Below are 16,145 nucleotides of genomic sequence, written 5' to 3' on the forward strand. Positions count from 1 at the left end.
ACGGGGCCGGTCGCCATGGTTACTGCAGATAGCCGATGTCGGACCACGTCTTGAAGTTCTCGCGGAACTTGGAGAGGCTCTCCCAGGCGCGCTTGAAGTCGGGATCGGCGGCGGTCTGCTCGGCGACCACCTCGTCCCACGCCTTGCGGAACGCGGCCATCATCTCGTCGTTCCACATGTGAACCTTCACGCCTTCCTTCTTCAGCGTCTCCAGCGGCTCGATCTGCTTGGCCTCTCCCTCCGCGGACGTCATGGCGACATTGGCCGCGCAGGCCGTCTTGATCACCGCACGCTGCTGCTCGCTCAGCCCGTCCCAGACATCCTGGTTGACGATGAAGGTGATGAGCGAGGTCTGCTGGTGCCAGCCCGGGAAATAGTAGTGGGAGGCGTATTCGTTCATGCCCACCGATTCGTCGATCAGCGGGAAGGAGACCTCCGCGGCGTCGATCGTGCCGAGCCGCAGGCCGGTCATCGTATCGGCCACCGGCATGGACTGCGCCTGCACGCCGAGCTTGGCCATGACCGCCGCGCCGAGGCCGAAGATGCGCATCTTGATACCCTGGAGGTCTTCCGGCTTGTTGATCTCCTTGGCGAACCAGCCGGAGGCCTCCGGCACCAGGATGGCGCAGAGCTCGGTGTGGATGTTGTAGGGCTTGGTGATGTCGGCCCAGATCTCCTTGCCGCCGCCATAGTACCACCACGCCGTATATTCGCGGATGTCGGGCCCGAAGGGGACGGCGGTGAAGATCGCCGCGGACGGGATGATGCCCTGCGCGAAGCCGGGGCTGTACCAGCCGGCATCCACCGCGCCGGTGGAGATCGCGTCCCACATCTCGTTGCCGCCGACAATGGCGCCGGGCTCGTTGAACTCGATCTTGAGTTCGCCGCCGGTCAGCTCGTCGACCTTCTCCGTGAGGCCGACGCCGCTCTCGCCCAGAAGCGGCAGGGACGAGGGATAGACGCTCTGCATCACCAGCGTCTTCGCCTCGGCGGCGCAGGTCAGCGCCAGAACGGCCGCGAGGGCCGTGCAGATCCGTTTCATCATGTTCCTCCCAATCGGTTCTTGTCGTTCAGGGCTACCGCCCGCAACACCCATTGTCCATATAATGGATAGAACGCCGATGGAAGATTAGCGACGAAAAACGGAACATGTAAGAGATAAGTTGAATTTTTTTGCGTGACGTTGGAAATTATCTGTCGCCAGACGGCAGATCGGGAGAAAACCATCCATAATATGGATACTGCGACGCAACATAGGGACGCCGAGAGCGGCGGGGCGCAGAGCGTCGACCGGGCCCTTGGGCTGTTGTCGCTGGTCGCACGCGCCGGCGGAAAGCCGGTCCCGATCGGCGCCCTGGTCGAACAAAGCGGGCTGAGCCGCCCGACCGTGCGGCGCATGCTGCTGGCGCTCATGCGAGCCGGCCTCGTCGAGCAGGACGACGTCACGCGCAGCTACGCGCTCGGGCCGGAAAGCTATGTGATCGGCCTCATGGCAAGCCGCCGGTTCAACCTGCTGGACGTGTCGATGGACAGTCTCATGGCCCTGTCGGCGGAAAGCGGCGACACGAGCTTCCTGTCGGTGCGCCGGGGCAACCAGTCGGTCTGCCTGCACCGCGAGGACGGCGCCTTTCCGATCCGGACCCAGGCGCTGCAGGCCGGCGAGCGACACCCGCTCGGCGTCGGCGCCGGCGGGATGGCGATCCTCGCCTGCCTCCCCGACGCGGAGGCCGGCGAGATCATCGCGGAGAACGCGGCCATCCTCGCCCGCGACTATCCCAACTATTCGCCGGACCTGCTGCACCGGCACATAGGCGAGACGCGCGCGCGCGGCTGGGCGCTCAATCCGGGCCTCTACCTGGCCAATTCATGGGCGGTGGGCATGGCGCTCCATGCGCCCGACGGGCAGGTCATCGGCGCCCTGTCCATCGCCGCGCTCGACAGCCGAATGCAGCCCGAGCGCCAGCGCGAGCTGGCCGCGCTCATGACACGCGAGGCCCGCGCGGTGGAGCACAAGCTCAGCCGCCGGCTGAATTTCGAGAACCCCTGCACACCATAAAGAGACGGTTCCCCGGGAGGACAGGATGCAGCATGCACAGATCGTGGGCTGGGCCCACGGCAAGTTCGGAAAGTCGGAAGCCCCCGGCCTCGAGGCGCTCATGGCGGGCGTGATCCCGGAGGCCCTGGACCATGCCGATATCGCCGCCGTCGACATAGACGGCGTGTTCGTCGGCGTCTTCAACAACGGCTTCTCCGCGCAGGCCTTCGAGGGCGCGCTTGCGGGCATGGCGCTCGACGAGCTCGCCGCCACCCCTGCGGTGCGGATGGAGAATGCCTGCGCTACGGGTTCCGCCGCCCTCTATGCCGCGATGGACTTCATCGCCGCGGGCCGCGGCGAGATCGCGCTGGTGGTCGGCGCGGAGAAGATGACCGCCGTGCCGACGGAGCGGGCCGGCGACATCATGCTGAGCGGGTCCTACCGCGCCGAGGAAGGCGATGTGGATGGCGGCTTCGCCGGCATTTTCGGGCGAATCGCGGACAGCTACTTCCAGGCCCATGGCGACCGGTCCGAAGAGCTCGCCATGATCGCGGCCAAGAACCACCGCCACGGCATGCTCAACCCCTATGCCCATCTGCACAAGGATCTCGGCACCGCGTTCTGCAACACCGTCAGCGACAGGAACCCGCTGGTGGCGGGTCCCTTGCGGCGCACGGACTGCTCGCTCATCTCCGACGGCGCCGCCGCCCTCGTCGTCGCCTCCCCCGAGGCGGCCGCCAGCATGGCGCGCGCCATCGGCTTCCGGGCGCGCAACCAGGTCAACGACGTGCTCGCCCTGTCGCGCCGCGACCCGACCGAGTTCGCCGGCGCCCGCGGCGCCTGGAGGGCGTCGCTGGAGGAGGCCGGCGTGACGCTGGACGATCTCGACCTCGTGGAGACCCATGACTGCTTCACCATCGCCGAGCTGATCGAATACGAGGCGATGGGACTCGCCGAGCGCGGCAAGGCCGGCGATATCATCCGCGACGGGGTCACGACGCGCGAGGGCCGCCTGCCCGTGAACCCGTCGGGCGGGCTGAAGTCGCGCGGCCATCCCCTCGGCGCCACCGGCGTGTCCCAGCACGTCATGGCCGCGATGCAGCTCGCGGGCGATGCCGGCGACATGCAGATCGACGACGCGGAGCTCGCCGCCGTCTTCAACATGGGCGGCGCCGCCGTCGCCAACTATGTCTCGATCATGGAGCGCGTGAAATGAGCCCGGCGACAGAAAACCGCGATACCGCCCTGCCCTGGTCGACGCGGTCGTCCAACATAGCGCATTTCCTCACGCGCAATGCGCGCCGCCTCGCCGACCGGCCCGCCATCGTGTGGGGCGACCGGCGCTGGAGCTGGCAGGAGCTCGACGCCCGCGTCTCCGCGCTCGCCGCCGCCATGCGCGCCCGGTTCGGACTGAAGCACGGCGACCGGGTCCTGGTCCAGTCGCCCAACAACAACCAGATCACCGAGATCATGCTCGCCTGCTTCCGGCTGGGGGCGGTCTGGGTTCCGTCGAACTTCCGCCAGGGGCCCGAGGAGGTCGCCTATCTGGGCGAGAAGGCGGACGTCTCGCTCGTCTTCTGCGAGGCGGGCTTCCCCGGCCATGCGGAGGCCTGCGCCAGGGCCGTCCCGGACCTCGCCGGCACGGTGTGCATCGGCGAAGGCGATTTCGGCACGTCCTACGAGGCGCTCATCGCCGATCATGCCGGAACGGACATGCCCAATGCCGATGTCGACCGCGACGATCCCTGCTGGCTGTTCTTCACCTCCGGCTCCACCGGGCGCCCCAAGGCGGTGGTGCTGACCCACGGCCAGCTCACCTTCACCATCGTCAACCATCTCAACGACCTCATGCCGGGCACGGGGGCAGACGATGTCAGCCTCGTCGTCGCCCCGCTCTCTCACGGGGCCGGCATGCACCAGCTCACACAGATCGCGGCGGGCGCGGCAAGCGTGCTCCTGCCCCCCGGCCGGTTCGACCCGGAGGTGGCCTGGGAGCTCGTCGCGCGCCACGGGGTGACCAACATGTTCACCGTGCCCACCATCGTGAAGATGCTGGTGGAGCACCCGGCCGTCGACGCGTTCGACCATTCGAGCCTGCGCTATGTGGTCTATGCCGGCGCGCCCATGTACCGGGAGGACCAGAAATATGCGCTCGGCAAGCTCGGCCACGTCCTCGTCCAGTATTTCGGCCTCGGCGAGGTGACCGGCGCGATCACCGTCCTGCCGCCCGGCGACCACCATGTCGAGGACGGTCCCAAGGCCCGCATCGGCACCTGCGGCATCGAGCGCACGGGCCTCCATGTCACGATCCAGGACGAGGACGGCCGCCACCTTGCCCCCTTCGAGACGGGCGAGATCTGCGTCACGGGCCCCGCCGTGTGCGCCGGCTACTACAAGGACGACGAGGCCAACGCCAAGGCGTTCCGCGACGGCTGGTTCCGCACGGGCGATCTCGGCCACATGGACCGGGAGGGCTATCTCTACATCACCGGCCGGGCCTCCGACATGTTCATCTCCGGCGGCTCCAACGTCTATCCGCGCGAGATCGAGGAGGTGATGCTCACCCATCCCGCGCTGCGCGAGGTCGCAATCATCGGCGTCCCCCACGGCAAATGGGGCGAGGTCGGCCTCGCGGTCTGCGTGACCCATCCCGGCGAGACGGTCACGCAGGCCGAGCTCGCCGCGATGCTGGAGAGCAGGCTCGCGCGCTACAAGCAGCCGCACCACTATGTCTTCCTCGACGAGATGCCGAAGACCGGTTACGGCAAGATCACCAAGAAGCTGGTGCGCGAGGAGCTTGCAGCCCGCGGCCTGCTGCCGACAGGGGAGACCGCGCCATGAGCCGTTCGCATCTCATCAGGCATCCCGGCCCGCCGACCACGCCGCGCCGCCATGTGATCCGGGGCGTCGCCCGCGAGGTCTCCGCGGAGCTGCCCGCCGGCGCCATCCTCATGGATGCGGTCGCCGCCGCCATGGAGGACATCGGCTCCGACTGCGCCGTGCTGCGCCTCGACGGTCTCGAAATGGGTCCCTACGACTATGTGATGCCTGCGGCCTCGCCCGACGAGGAGCACGCCGCATGGTACAGCGCCGTCCATTCCGGCACCGCGGCGCGTCTCGACTGCGCGACCGCCATGGTCGGCCGCCGCGACGGCGACTGGTTCCTGCACTGCCACGCCCTGTGGGATGTGGATACACCACAGCCGAAAGCCGGCCATCTCCTGCCCGACCGGGTGACGCTCGCCGCCCCGGCCCGCATCTCGGGGCTTGCCTTCGACGGCGGCTGTTTCGACGTCACCCCGGATGCGGAGACCAATTTCTCCTTCTTCCGTCCGCGCCGGACCGGACCGACGGAGGAAACGAATGCCGCCATCGTCACGCTCGCCCCGCACGAGGATCTCTCGGCCGCCATTGGCGAGCTCTCCCGCGAGCTCGGCCTTGTCGCACCGACCCTCCTCGGCATCGGCAGCCTGATCGGGGCCGATTTCACGGACGCGCCGTCCATGCCGTCGCCCATTTCGGAAGTGCTGCTTCTGGACGGCGCGGGCGTCGGGAGCGATGGCCGGCCCGACCTGCCGATGCTCTGCGTCGATCCGCAGGGCAATCTGTTCCGCGGCCATATCGCCCCGGGCGGCGCCCCGGTCTGCGTCACCTTCGAGCTGATCCTCGCCGACCTCTGAGGCGGGCGGAAACCTTGGCGGCGACGGCCGGGCAAGCGGGCAGGTGCAGGGATCTGAACTACCGGCCGGCCTCGCGATAGTGCCTGGCCATGCGCGCAAAGTGCGTGACCTGCCAGCCCACCGTCCTGAGCTGGGAGACCGCCTGGCCGTCGGCCAGGCTGCCATCCTCGCCGAACACCGGCAGGGAGGTGTTGACCACCGCGCCGAGCGGCGTCGGCCATCCCCTCAGCGCATGCGCGATGGCGCGCAGGGCCGCGAGCGTCTGGCCACCCGCCTGCCAGCCGCCCGCGCAGCAGATGCAGCCGACCGCGCACCCATCGAAATAGACCCGCTCGTCGCCGCGCAGATCCTCCGTATAGTCGAGCGCGTTCTTCAGCAGACCCGACAGCGAACCGTGATAGGCCGGCGAGGCGATGATGACGCCGTCGCATTTGCGGAACAGCGAGACGAGCCTTGCCGCCTCCGGTGTCCGGTCGGACACGCCCGGCGCATACATGGGCAGCTTGAGATCGTCGCCGGCCACGAGGGCGGTTTCCGCCCCCTCCTCGCGCGCCGCCTCCAGGCTGATCTGGAGCACGCGCTCGGTGGCCGAGCCGCGCCGGCTCGTCCCGCCTATGCCGAGGATGAAGGGCTGCCGCGAGGTCGTTTCCATGACGAACGCCGTATCGCCTATGCCAGGTTGGACACCCATCATGCCGCGCGCGCTCCCGGAACGGGCACGCCGACCTTGCCGAGATCGCCGACGCGCTTCTCCACCATGGGAAGCACCTCCTTGCCGAAACGCTCCATGGATTTGAGGACCCGATCCTGGGAGATGCCGGGAATGGCCATGAAGCAGCTCATATGGCTGGGCTGGAGCGCCTCGATATCGCGCACCAGCTTCTCCGCGACCGTCTCCGCATCGCCGATCAGCGTGTGCTCGACGATCTCCTCCAGCGGCGGCTCGTCGGCAGCCGGCGTCTCCTTGAGGAACGCCCCGTCGAGCTCGCCATAGCCCTGCCGCATCGCCATGGCGATGCGCCGGACGTAGCGCGCGCCGTCGGCCGCCCTGAGCGCCTCGTCACGGTCGTCGGTGACGAACACGTAGCGCTGCAGCGCGAAGGGCATGCTGGCCGGGTCGCCGCCGGCAAGACGATAGGTCTCCTGCACCTTGGCGCGGATCTGGCCGATGACCTCCACCGTGTTCCAGCCCGTGGTGAAGAACGGCACATAGCCGCGCTCGACCGCGCGCCGCTGGGTATCGACATCGCCCGCCATGCCGGCGATGTAGATCTCCGGGCGCTTCTGGAGCGTGCGCACGGAGAAGCTGGTCTCCGGCATCGCGATATGCTCGCCCCTGAAGGTCAGCGGGTCGCCGGCGAGATAGGCATCCACGAAGTCCAGCGTCTCCAGGAAGATCTCCCGGCCCTGCTTGAGGTCGACGCCGAACTTGTGGAACTCGTACTCCTGATACCCCGTGCCGAAACCGAGAACGATACGCCCGCCGGAGAGCTGGTCGGCCATGCCGATATCCTCCAGCATGCGGATCGGCTCGTAGAGCGGCACGACGAACACCGCCGGGCCGAGCTTGATCCGGCTCGTCTGCCCGGCCATGTAGGTCGCCATGGTGAGTGGCGAGGGGCACAGGCAGTAATTGGAGAAGTGATGCTCGGCGAACCAGGCGGTCTCGAAGCCGAGCTCCTCCACGAGCCGGACCTGGTCGGCGGTCTCCGCATAGATCTCGCGCGGCGTCCTGGAGCGATCGCGCTGGGTCATGAGGCAAAACAGACCGAAATGCATGATGGAAACTCCCTTTCGCGTCAGAATCCGACGATTGTCTCGCCGCCATTGGGGCTGATGGCCTGGCCGGTGATGAAGTCCGCCTGTCCGGACGCCAGGAAGGCCACCGCATAGGCGATCTCCTCCGGTTGCGCCCAGCGCCCGAGCGGCACGCGCTTCTCCTTCTCGCGGATCTTGTCCCAGCCTTGCACCTTCACCGGCATCTCGGTGACGACGCCGCCGGGGCAGACCGCGTTGACATGGATGTTCCAGGACGCGAGCTCCTTCGCCCACGCCTTGGTGAGCCCGAGAAGCGCCGTCTTGGCCGCGCAGTAATGAGAGGCCGTCTCGTGGCCGTTCATGCCCCATATGGAGGAGATGTTGACGATCTTGCCGGACCGGCGCTCCTTCATGACGGGAATGACGGCCTGCCCGCAGAAGAACGAGCCCTTGACGTGAATATCGAACATGCGCTGGTAGCGCGCCTCGTCGATCTCCTCGATCGCGGCGTGCTCGCCGATGCCGGCATTGTTGACGAGAATGTCGACCGGGCCGAGGGTCGTGCCGATCTCGGCGACCAAGTCGGCCATGGCGCGCGGATCGTCGACGCTGGCGTGGGACACCATGGCCCGCCGGCCCAGCCCGCGCACGGCGTCGGCCGTCTCGCCCGCCTCGTCCTCAAGGACGTCGTGGACCACGATGTCGGCCCCGCGCCTGGCCATGAGCAGCGCATGGGCCCGCCCCATACCGCGGCCGGAGCCGGTGATCCAGGCCACCTTGCCGTCCAGTCCGATCGGATCGCTTGGCATCGTCCCTCCCTCCTCAGTAGCCGACAATGGTCTCGCCCCCATTGGGGCTGAGCACCTGTCCGGTGACGAAATCGGCCTCGGGCGACGCCAGATAGGCCACGGCGTAAGACATTTCGACGGGCTCGCAATAGCGCTTCAGCGGCACCTTCTCCTCCTTCGCCTTGAGGATCTCCGTATTGTCGAGCTTGACCGGCCCGCCGGAGCGCACGCCGCCCGGCGCGACGGCGTTGACGTGGATGTTCCAGGGCGCGAGCTCCTTGGCCCATGCCTTGGTGAAACCGAGCAGCGCGGCCTTGGCGGCGCAGTAATGCGGCGCGACCGGCGCGCCCGCCATGCCCCAGATGGAGGAGATGTTCACGATCTTGCCGTAGCGCCTCTCCTTCATGGCCGGCAGGACGGCCTGTGTGCAGAAGAACGAGCCGCGCACATGGACGTCGAACATCCGGCCGAAGTCCTCCTCGGTGATCTCCTCCGTCTGCGCGCGCTGTCCGAAGCCCGCATTGTTGACGAGGATGTCGATGCCCCCCAGCGTGACCGCCGCCTCGCCGACCATGGCCCTGACCGCCGCGACATCGGCCATGTCGACCACGCCGACATGGGCGCGGCGCCCCTTGGCGAGGACCAGCTCGGCCGTCTCGTGCGCGGCATCCTCGCGGATATCGGAGACGACGATATCGGCGCCACGCTCGGCCATGAGCAGCGCATGGGCCCGTCCCATGCCGTCGCCCGAACCGGTGATCAGGGCAATCTTGTTATCCAGCACTCCCATCTGCTCCTACTCCTTGGGGATCAGCAACGTATCCGCGGCAGGCCAGGTCAGGGTGACCGGCCGGCCCACATCGAACAGTTCCACCTGGCGCTGGGAGGCCAGCCGGACCGTGACCGAGCGCGCCTCGTCCAGCTTCACGCGATAGCGCACCGTGCCGGCCGTATAGACGGCGTCGGCGACCGTTCCGCCGATCCGGTTGGAGCACGCGACCTCGCCGGTCAGCGTCCCCTCCGCGATGGCGATGGATTCCGGGCGCACGCAGATGACGTGGCTGCCGCCCCCGACCGCGCCGGCGCCGGGCGGTGCGGCCGCCTTGAGCGCCACGTCGCCCCCGATATCGACGCGCGCCAACCCGTCGCCCGCCGGCGAGGCGGCATCCACCTCGAACAGGTTGGCATCGCCGAGGAAGCTCGCCACGAAGGCGTTGCGCGGGTGCTCGTAGAGCTCGCGCGGACGGCCATGCTGGATGATGCGCCCGCCATTCATGATGGCGATGCGGTCGGACATGGTCGCCGCCTCGTCCTGATCGTGGGTGACATAGAGGATCGTGGCGCGGATCTGGCGGTGGAACGCCTTGATCTCGAACTGCATCTCCTCGCGCAGGTTCTTGTCGAGCGCGCCCAGCGGCTCGTCCATCAGCAGGATCCGGGGGTCGTAGACGGCGGCGCGGGCAAGCGCCACACGCTGCTGCTGGCCACCGGAGAGCTGACCGATGGCGCGCTTGCCCATATCCGGCAGGCGCACCGTCGCCAGCATGCGCTCGACCCGCTCGCGCACATCCCGCGCGGCCATCTTGCGCAGCCTCAGGGGGAAGGCGACATTGTCGAACACCGACATGTGCGGGAACAGCGCATAGTTCTGGAACACCATCCCGATATTGCGCCGGAAGGGCGGCATGGAGACGACGTCGTCGCCATCGATCTCGATATGGCCGCCCGTCGGGGGAATGAAGCCCGCCACCGCACCGAGCAGCGTGGACTTGCCGGACCCGCTCGGCCCGATCAGCGAGAAGAACTCGCCGGGCTCGATCTCGATGGAGGTGGGTTCGAGCGCCGTCACGTCGCCATAGCGCTTGGCGACGTCGCGCAGGACGAGGCGCGCACCGTGGTCAGCCATGGGCGCCTCCCGTGCGCCGAGCCGCCGACCATTGCAGCAGGGCCACAACCGCCAGCATCACCAGCGTGAAGGCGAAGACGAGCGTGGCGACCGCCGCGATGGTGGGGGTCAGGAAATCGGAGAGCTGTTCCCAGATCAGCCGCGGCAGCGTCCGCGTCGAGGCGCCGGTGAGGAACAGCGAGAGCATCAGCTCATCGAAGGAGGTGGCGAAGGCGAGGATGCCGCCCACGATCACGCCAATTCGTATCATCGGAAACGTCACCTTCCAGAAGGTCTGCCAGAGATTGGCCCCGAGCGTCATGGCGGCGAGCTCAAGCGCGCCGGAATAGCCCGTCAGCGAGGCCGAGACAGTGATGAAGACAAGGGGAAACCCGATCGCGGTATGGCCGATGATCGCCGCGAAATGGCTGCGCAGCAGGCCGAGATCCAGCATGACCGGATAGAGCCCGATGGCGAGGATCACATGCGGCATCATCATCGGCGCCACGACGATGGCGGAGGCCATGCCGGCCCAGGAGAACCCGCCGCGCGTCACCGTGATGGCCGCCAGCGTGCCGAGCACCATGGAGAGGACCGCGGTCGGCACGCCGATCAGCAGGCTGTTGATCACCGCGTCGAGCCAGGCGGAGTTCTCCGCCATGCGGTGATACCATTTGAGCGACCAGCTCTCCGGCGGAAAGGAGAGATAGTTCTGCCCGCTGAACGAGAGCGGCACGACCACGAAGGCCGGCAGGATGAGATAGAGGAGGATCAGGCCTGCAAGGCCGGCAAGCGCCACCCGCGCGATCCTGTATGCTGCGCTTTCCATGGGTCACGCCCCCTTCGCGAAGCCGCCGGCAGCGCCGCCGGTGACGCGCACATAGAGCGCATAGATCACCAGCGTGATGACGAGCAGCAGGGTCGCCAGCGACGAGGCGAGCCCCCAGTCGAAGAACACATTCGCCTGCTGCTCGATCAGCACCGCCGCCATGAGGTGCTTCGGGCCGCCGAGCAGGGCGGGCGTGATGAAGAAGCCGAGCGACAGCATGAACACCACCGCCGAGCCCGCGCTGATGCCGGGCACGGAGAGCGGCAGGAACACTTTCGCGAAGGCGATCAGCGGGTTGGCGCCCATCACCTCCGCGGCACGGATCAGCGAGCGGTCGATGGCGCGCATATTGGCCACTAGCGGCAGGATCATGAACGGCAGCATGATATGCACCATGCCGACATTGACCGCGAGCGTCCCGGGGATGAAGCGGAACGGCTCGTCGGCCACGCCAAGCGCCACGAAGGCGTCGTTCAGTACGCCCTTTCGCTGGAAGACGACCATCCAGGAGTAAGACCGGATCACCGCACTGGTCCACAGCGGGATAATGACGAAGGCCGCCATGACCTGGAGCCGCGTGCCGCGTGCCGACGACATCACATAGGCCACCGGATAGGCGATCACGAGACAGAGCAGCGTGACGATCAGCGTCGTCTCCACGGTGTTGTAGAGCACATGGACATAGAGGCTGCTCTCGGTGATGCGCGCATAATTCTGAAACCCCGGCACCGGGTCCGTGAAGCCGCGCGCGACCACCAGGACAAGCGGCCAGAAGAAGAACAGGGCGAGGAACAGGGCGGGCGGCACGATCAGCCAGCGATAGCCGGTCGTCGCCGTCCATGCTCCGGGCCTGTTGTCTCTGTTTCTCGACAGCAACGCTCAACACTCCCCTCGTGCCGGCGAGGCCTTCCGCCCCGCCGGCCTCACTGCCCGCCCCCGGATCCCGCATGGCGGGGAACCGGGGGAGCGCCATTGCCCGCGCCGTGCCCCGCACAGCGCGGGCCGCGGCTTCAGCTCAACAGCCATTCGTTGAAGCGCTCGGAGACCTTCTGTCCATTGTCGACCCAATAGTCGAGGTCGAGCAGGATGCCCTTGTCGTAGTTCTGCGGCGAGGACGGGAGCGCCTCCTTCGTCCTGTCGTCGAGCAGGGCAAAGGCCTCCTTGTTCACCGGCCCGTAGGGGATCTCGCGCGAATAGTCGGCCTGGGCCTTGGGAGACAGGCAGAAATTGATGAGCTCCATGGCCTCCTTCGCATTCGGCGCGCCCTTCGGCACCGCCCAGGCATCGTTGACGAAGACCGCCTGGTCGAAGGTGAAGTCGACAGGCGCCCCGTCGAGCTTGGGCTGATGCACGCGCCCGTTCCAGATCGCACCGACATCGACCTCGCCGTCCAGAAGGAGCTGGGCGCCCTGCGCCCCGCGCTCCCACCAGACCAGCTTGTCCCTGATCTTGCCGAGGCTCTTCAGGCCGCGCTCGACATCGAGCGGATAGAGCTCGTCCATGGCGACGCCATCCGCCAGAAGCGCGGCCTCGAGCGTCTGATAGGGTCGCTTCCACAGGCCGATGCGGCCGTCATAGGCCCACATCTCCGCCCAGTTCTGCGGCGGGTTCGCGGTCACGTTCTCCGTGTTCCAGGCCACGTGATAGGCCGCGACATCGGTGAGCACGAGGTCCTTGCGCGCCGCGCCGGCGATCAGGTTCGTCTTGTCGACGACGGAGTAGTCGATCGGCTCCAGCATGCCCTCGCGTCCGAGCAGCAGGAGCTGCTCCGGCGGCGCCTGGACCACGTCCCATTCCACCTGCCCCTGCTCGACCATCGCCTTGAGCTTGGCCAGCGGATTGGACGTGGTGACAATCTCGATATCCGTCTTTTCGGTGAACGGCGTGAAGATTGATTTCTTGTACGCATTCTCAAGCTTGCCCCCGCCGGTGGCGACGACGAGCTGGCTGGCCTTGGCCGAGACGCCCCTTGAGGACAGAAGCGCAAGCGACGCCGCCCCGCCAGCCAGTCCCAGAGCCTGACGCCGGGTCCACCCCGGCCTGCCGATTGGTTTCAACTTCGACATGATCTCACCTCCCTTGGCTCAAACGCGTTGACACATCACCCCGGTCCCGGGCTCATCTCATCCCGAGACCCCCGTTGACCATGACGGTTTCGCCCGTCATGAAGCGATTGCCGGGCGAGGCGAGAAACACGATCACCTCGGCAATATCGTCCGGCGCCCCCACCCGGCCGAGCGGAATGGTCTTGCCGCGCTCGGCAAGATCGTAGCGTTCCACGATGCGCTCCGTGGCCGTCGGGCCGGGGGCGACGCCGTTCACCAATATCCCGTGGCAAGCCAGATCCGCGGCCACCGAGCGGGTCAGGCTCACGACCGCAGCCTTCGCCGCGGCGTAATGGAACATGCCGGGCCTCGGCACGAACGCGGCGTTCGAGGCCACATTGACGATCCGCCCTCCTCCGCCGTCGATCATCGCGCTGCAGAGATGTTTCATGGCGAGCCAGACCGACTTGGCGTTCGCGTCGAAGACGAGATCCCACTCCCCGACATCGGCCTCGCGAAAGGTGGAATAGCGCCACGTTCCGGCATTGTTGACGAGCACATCGAGCCGGCCGCCGAGCCCGGCGACCGTCTCGCCAAGGCCCGCCACCTGCTCCTCCCTGGAGAGGTCGCACGCCACAGCCTGCGCGCGGACGCCGGCATTGCGGGCCTGGCGCGCGGTGGCCTCCACCGCCTCGCCGTCGAGATCGGGCAGCACGAGATCTGCGCCCTCGCCCGCGAGCATCAGCGCGACCTCGCGGCCGATGCCGCGCCCCGCGCCCGTCACCATCGCCACCTGCCCGTCAAACGCGCGCACCGCCATGGCCCGCCTCACACCATGACCGTGCCGCCATTGGCGATCACGGTCTCGCCGACGACATACCGGTTGGCGGGCGAGGCGAGGAACAGGATGACCTCGCCGATATCCTGGGGCTCCGCGGCATGGCCGACCGGAATGGCCTTGGCGCGCTCGGCGAACCAGTCCTGCTGGCGCGCGATCTCCGTCGCGATGGCACCGGGGCTCACCGCGTTGACCAGGACCTGTTGCGGGGCCAGCTCGGCCGCCAGCGATTTCGTGAGGCTGACCACCGCCGCCTTGGCAGCCGCGTAATGGGGAAGGTTCGGCTTGGCGCGGTGGGCGTCCGTCGAGGCGACGTTGACGATGCGCCCGTAGCCGCGCTCCACCATCAGGCCCATCAGGGCGCGCGATGTCAGGAAGGGGACGGTGACATTGGTCCGGAAGGTCCAGTCCCAGTCCGTCAGTGTGATCTCGTGGGCGCGCCCGAAGCGCCAGCCCCCGGCATTGTTGACGAGAATGTCGAGCCGGCCGCCATGCGCCGTGGCTATGGTCTCGCGCAGTCCGGCAAGCTCGTCCTCGTCGGCCAGGTCGATGCCGATGCCGGTGGCCTTCAGGCCGCGTCCGCGCAAGCCTTCCGCATTGGCCTCGGCCGCGGCACCGTCCAGATCGAGCAGCAGGACGTGCGCTCCGCGCTCCGCCAGCATCGCTGCCACGGCCTGCCCCAGCCCCCGCGCCGCGCCTGTTACCGCCGCAACCTGATCCTCGAAGCTTCCGGTCATCCGTTTCGCCTCCCTCCCACGAAACATCGGAATGTTATAACACGACGATGCACCGATTGTATCACTATGTCAAATCTTGAATCGTTTGTTGCAAAACGGTGCGAAGCCGTCTACCGTTCGCGCCTAGGTTGGTTGACAGCACCAGAACGGTTCTCTCGAGGAAGATCCTGCGCATGCACGACGCAAAGCCAGCACGGCCCGCACCGGTCGGATCCGCCGAATCCCACGTCTTTCACCGTTTCCCGAAGGTGACGATGCCGAGGGCCGTCTCCGGCGAGGGCGTGTACATCGTCGACGACGGCGGCAAGCGCTATATCGACGCCTCGGGCGGGGCGGCGGTGAGCTGCCTCGGCCACAGCCATCCCGGCCCGATACGGGCCGTGCAGGAGCAGGTGGAACGCCTTGCCTTCGCCCATACGAGCTTCTTCACCAGCGATGCCGTGGAGGAGCTCGCCGACCTCCTCGTGGAGGGCGCGCCGGGCGATCTCGACAGGGTCTATCTGGTGTCCGGCGGGTCGGAGGCCGTGGAGACGGCCCTCAAGCTCGCCCGGCAATATTGCGTGGAGATCGGCCAGCCGCAGCGCCACCGGGTCATATCGCGGCGGCAGAGCTATCACGGCAACACGCTCGGCGCGCTCGGCGCGGGCGGCAATGCGTGGCGGCGCGCCACCTACGAACCCCTGCTCGCACCGGGCACCCATATCGCGCCCTGCTACGCCTATCGCGACCGCCGCGACGACGAGACCGAGTTCGAATACGGCCAGAGGGTGGCCGACGAGCTCGAGCAAGCCATCCTCCAGGCCGGCCCGGAGACAGTGATGTGCTTCCTCGCCGAGACGGTCGCCGGCGCAACCCTCGGCGCGGTGCCGGCCGTGGAGGGCTATTTCCGCCGCATCCGCGAGATCTGCGACCGCTACGGCGTGCTGCTCATCCTAGACGAGGTGATGGCCGGCATGGGGCGTACCGGCACGCTCTATGCCTGCGAGCAGGAGGGCGTGGCACCCGATCTCGTCTGCATCGCCAAGGGCCTCGGCGCCGGCTACCAACCGGTCGGCGCGGTCGTGGCGAGCCGGCGGATCTATGACGGCATCGTCTCCGGCTCCGGCTTCTTCCAGCACGGCCACACCTATAGCGGCCACGTCACCGCCTGCGCCGCCGCCGTGGCGGTCCAGCGCGCGATCCGCGAGGAGAACCTTCTGGAGAATGTCCGCTGCCAGGGCGACTATCTCGCCACGCGGCTCACCGAGCGCTTCGGCAATCACCGCCACGTCGGCAACATTCGCGGGCGCGGGCTCTTCATGGGGCTCGAGCTCGTTGCCGACCGCGCCAGCAAGGAGCCGTTCGACCCCTCCTTCAGGGTCGCCGCCCGGCTCAAGGCGGCCGCGCTCGAGCACGGCCTCATCTGCTATCCGATGGGCGGCGTCCTCGACGGACAGCGGGGCGACCACGCCCTGCTCGCCCCACCCTTCATCGTCACCGAGAACCAGGTCGACGAGATCGTGGACAAGCTCGACGCCTCGCTCGCCTCGGTCCTGTCCGACATATCCTGA

At 67.6% G+C, this 16,145-nt stretch carries 16 protein-coding genes; 5 read left to right on the forward strand and 11 right to left on the reverse strand.

The window, feature by feature from the left end:
- Positions 1-19: 19 nt before the first annotated feature.
- Entirely contained in the window at positions 20-1,045 is a 1,026-nt protein-coding gene (locus tag HW532_RS08115; RefSeq protein ID WP_213163901.1) for a TRAP transporter substrate-binding protein, read from the reverse strand.
- A 189-nt stretch (positions 1,046-1,234) separates the two neighbouring features.
- Between HW532_RS08115 and HW532_RS08120 the strand changes: the two genes are divergently transcribed.
- From HW532_RS08120 to HW532_RS08135, 4 genes are read left to right on the forward strand one after another with little or no spacing between them, the layout of a single operon-like run.
- A complete protein-coding gene (locus HW532_RS08120) occupies positions 1,235-2,056 on the forward strand; it encodes an IclR family transcriptional regulator (RefSeq protein ID WP_213163902.1) in 822 nt (273 codons plus the stop codon).
- A 25-nt stretch (positions 2,057-2,081) separates the two neighbouring features.
- Entirely contained in the window at positions 2,082-3,251 is a 1,170-nt protein-coding gene (locus tag HW532_RS08125) for an acetyl-CoA acetyltransferase (RefSeq protein WP_213163903.1), read from the forward strand.
- Positions 3,248-4,876 (forward strand): acyl-CoA synthetase, encoded by a 1,629-nt coding sequence (locus HW532_RS08130; protein ID WP_213163904.1) that lies wholly within the window; start codon positions 3,248-3,250, stop codon positions 4,874-4,876. The genes HW532_RS08125 and HW532_RS08130 overlap by 4 nt, the downstream gene beginning before the upstream one ends.
- The gene (locus HW532_RS08135; protein WP_213163905.1) at positions 4,873-5,715 is read left to right on the forward strand and encodes a PPC domain-containing DNA-binding protein; all 843 of its coding nucleotides are present in this window, start codon (positions 4,873-4,875) and stop codon (positions 5,713-5,715) included. The genes HW532_RS08130 and HW532_RS08135 overlap by 4 nt, the downstream gene beginning before the upstream one ends.
- 58 nt (positions 5,716-5,773) lie before the next feature.
- On the opposite strand, the gene HW532_RS08140 is transcribed toward HW532_RS08135, so the two are convergent.
- From HW532_RS08140 to HW532_RS08185, 10 genes are all read right to left on the reverse strand, one after another.
- Positions 5,774-6,406 (reverse strand): NADPH-dependent FMN reductase, encoded by a 633-nt coding sequence (locus HW532_RS08140; RefSeq protein WP_246479705.1) that lies wholly within the window; start codon positions 6,404-6,406, stop codon positions 5,774-5,776.
- The gene (locus tag HW532_RS08145; RefSeq protein ID WP_213163906.1) at positions 6,406-7,470 is read right to left on the reverse strand and encodes an LLM class flavin-dependent oxidoreductase; all 1,065 of its coding nucleotides are present in this window, start codon (positions 7,468-7,470) and stop codon (positions 6,406-6,408) included. Before HW532_RS08145 ends, HW532_RS08140 begins: the two co-directional genes overlap by 1 nt.
- A 44-nt stretch (positions 7,471-7,514) precedes the next feature.
- A complete protein-coding gene (locus HW532_RS08150; RefSeq protein WP_213163907.1) occupies positions 7,515-8,282 on the reverse strand; it encodes an SDR family NAD(P)-dependent oxidoreductase in 768 nt (255 codons plus the stop codon).
- Between the two features lie 13 nt (positions 8,283-8,295).
- On the reverse strand, positions 8,296-9,051 hold the full coding sequence (locus tag HW532_RS08155) for an SDR family NAD(P)-dependent oxidoreductase (RefSeq protein WP_213163908.1): 756 nt from the start codon (positions 9,049-9,051) through the stop codon (positions 8,296-8,298).
- 6 nt (positions 9,052-9,057) lie between these two features.
- Complete coding sequence (locus tag HW532_RS08160) at positions 9,058-10,167, reverse strand: ABC transporter ATP-binding protein (RefSeq protein ID WP_213163909.1); 1,110 nt, start codon at positions 10,165-10,167, stop codon at positions 9,058-9,060.
- Complete coding sequence (locus HW532_RS08165) at positions 10,160-10,975, reverse strand: ABC transporter permease (protein WP_213163910.1); 816 nt, start codon at positions 10,973-10,975, stop codon at positions 10,160-10,162. Before HW532_RS08165 ends, HW532_RS08160 begins: the two co-directional genes overlap by 8 nt.
- Positions 10,976-10,978: 3 nt before the next feature.
- On the reverse strand, positions 10,979-11,851 hold the full coding sequence (locus tag HW532_RS08170) for an ABC transporter permease (RefSeq protein ID WP_213163911.1): 873 nt from the start codon (positions 11,849-11,851) through the stop codon (positions 10,979-10,981).
- Between the two features lie 134 nt (positions 11,852-11,985).
- Positions 11,986-13,041, reverse strand: a complete 1,056-nt coding sequence (locus HW532_RS08175) for an ABC transporter substrate-binding protein (protein ID WP_213163912.1) — start codon at positions 13,039-13,041, stop codon at positions 11,986-11,988.
- A gap of 52 nt (positions 13,042-13,093) precedes the next feature.
- Positions 13,094-13,840: an SDR family NAD(P)-dependent oxidoreductase gene (locus tag HW532_RS08180; protein ID WP_213163913.1), complete on the reverse strand. Its 747-nt coding sequence runs from the start codon at positions 13,838-13,840 to the stop codon at positions 13,094-13,096.
- Between the two features lie 8 nt (positions 13,841-13,848).
- Complete coding sequence (locus HW532_RS08185) at positions 13,849-14,595, reverse strand: SDR family NAD(P)-dependent oxidoreductase (protein ID WP_213163914.1); 747 nt, start codon at positions 14,593-14,595, stop codon at positions 13,849-13,851.
- Between the two features lie 173 nt (positions 14,596-14,768).
- On the opposite strand from HW532_RS08185, the gene HW532_RS08190 reads away from it, so the two are divergent.
- Complete coding sequence (locus HW532_RS08190) at positions 14,769-16,145, forward strand: aspartate aminotransferase family protein (RefSeq protein ID WP_213163915.1); 1,377 nt, start codon at positions 14,769-14,771, stop codon at positions 16,143-16,145.

It is taken from the genome of Kaustia mangrovi, assembly GCF_015482775.1.
Lineage (GTDB): Bacteria > Pseudomonadota > Alphaproteobacteria > Rhizobiales > Im1 > Kaustia > Kaustia mangrovi.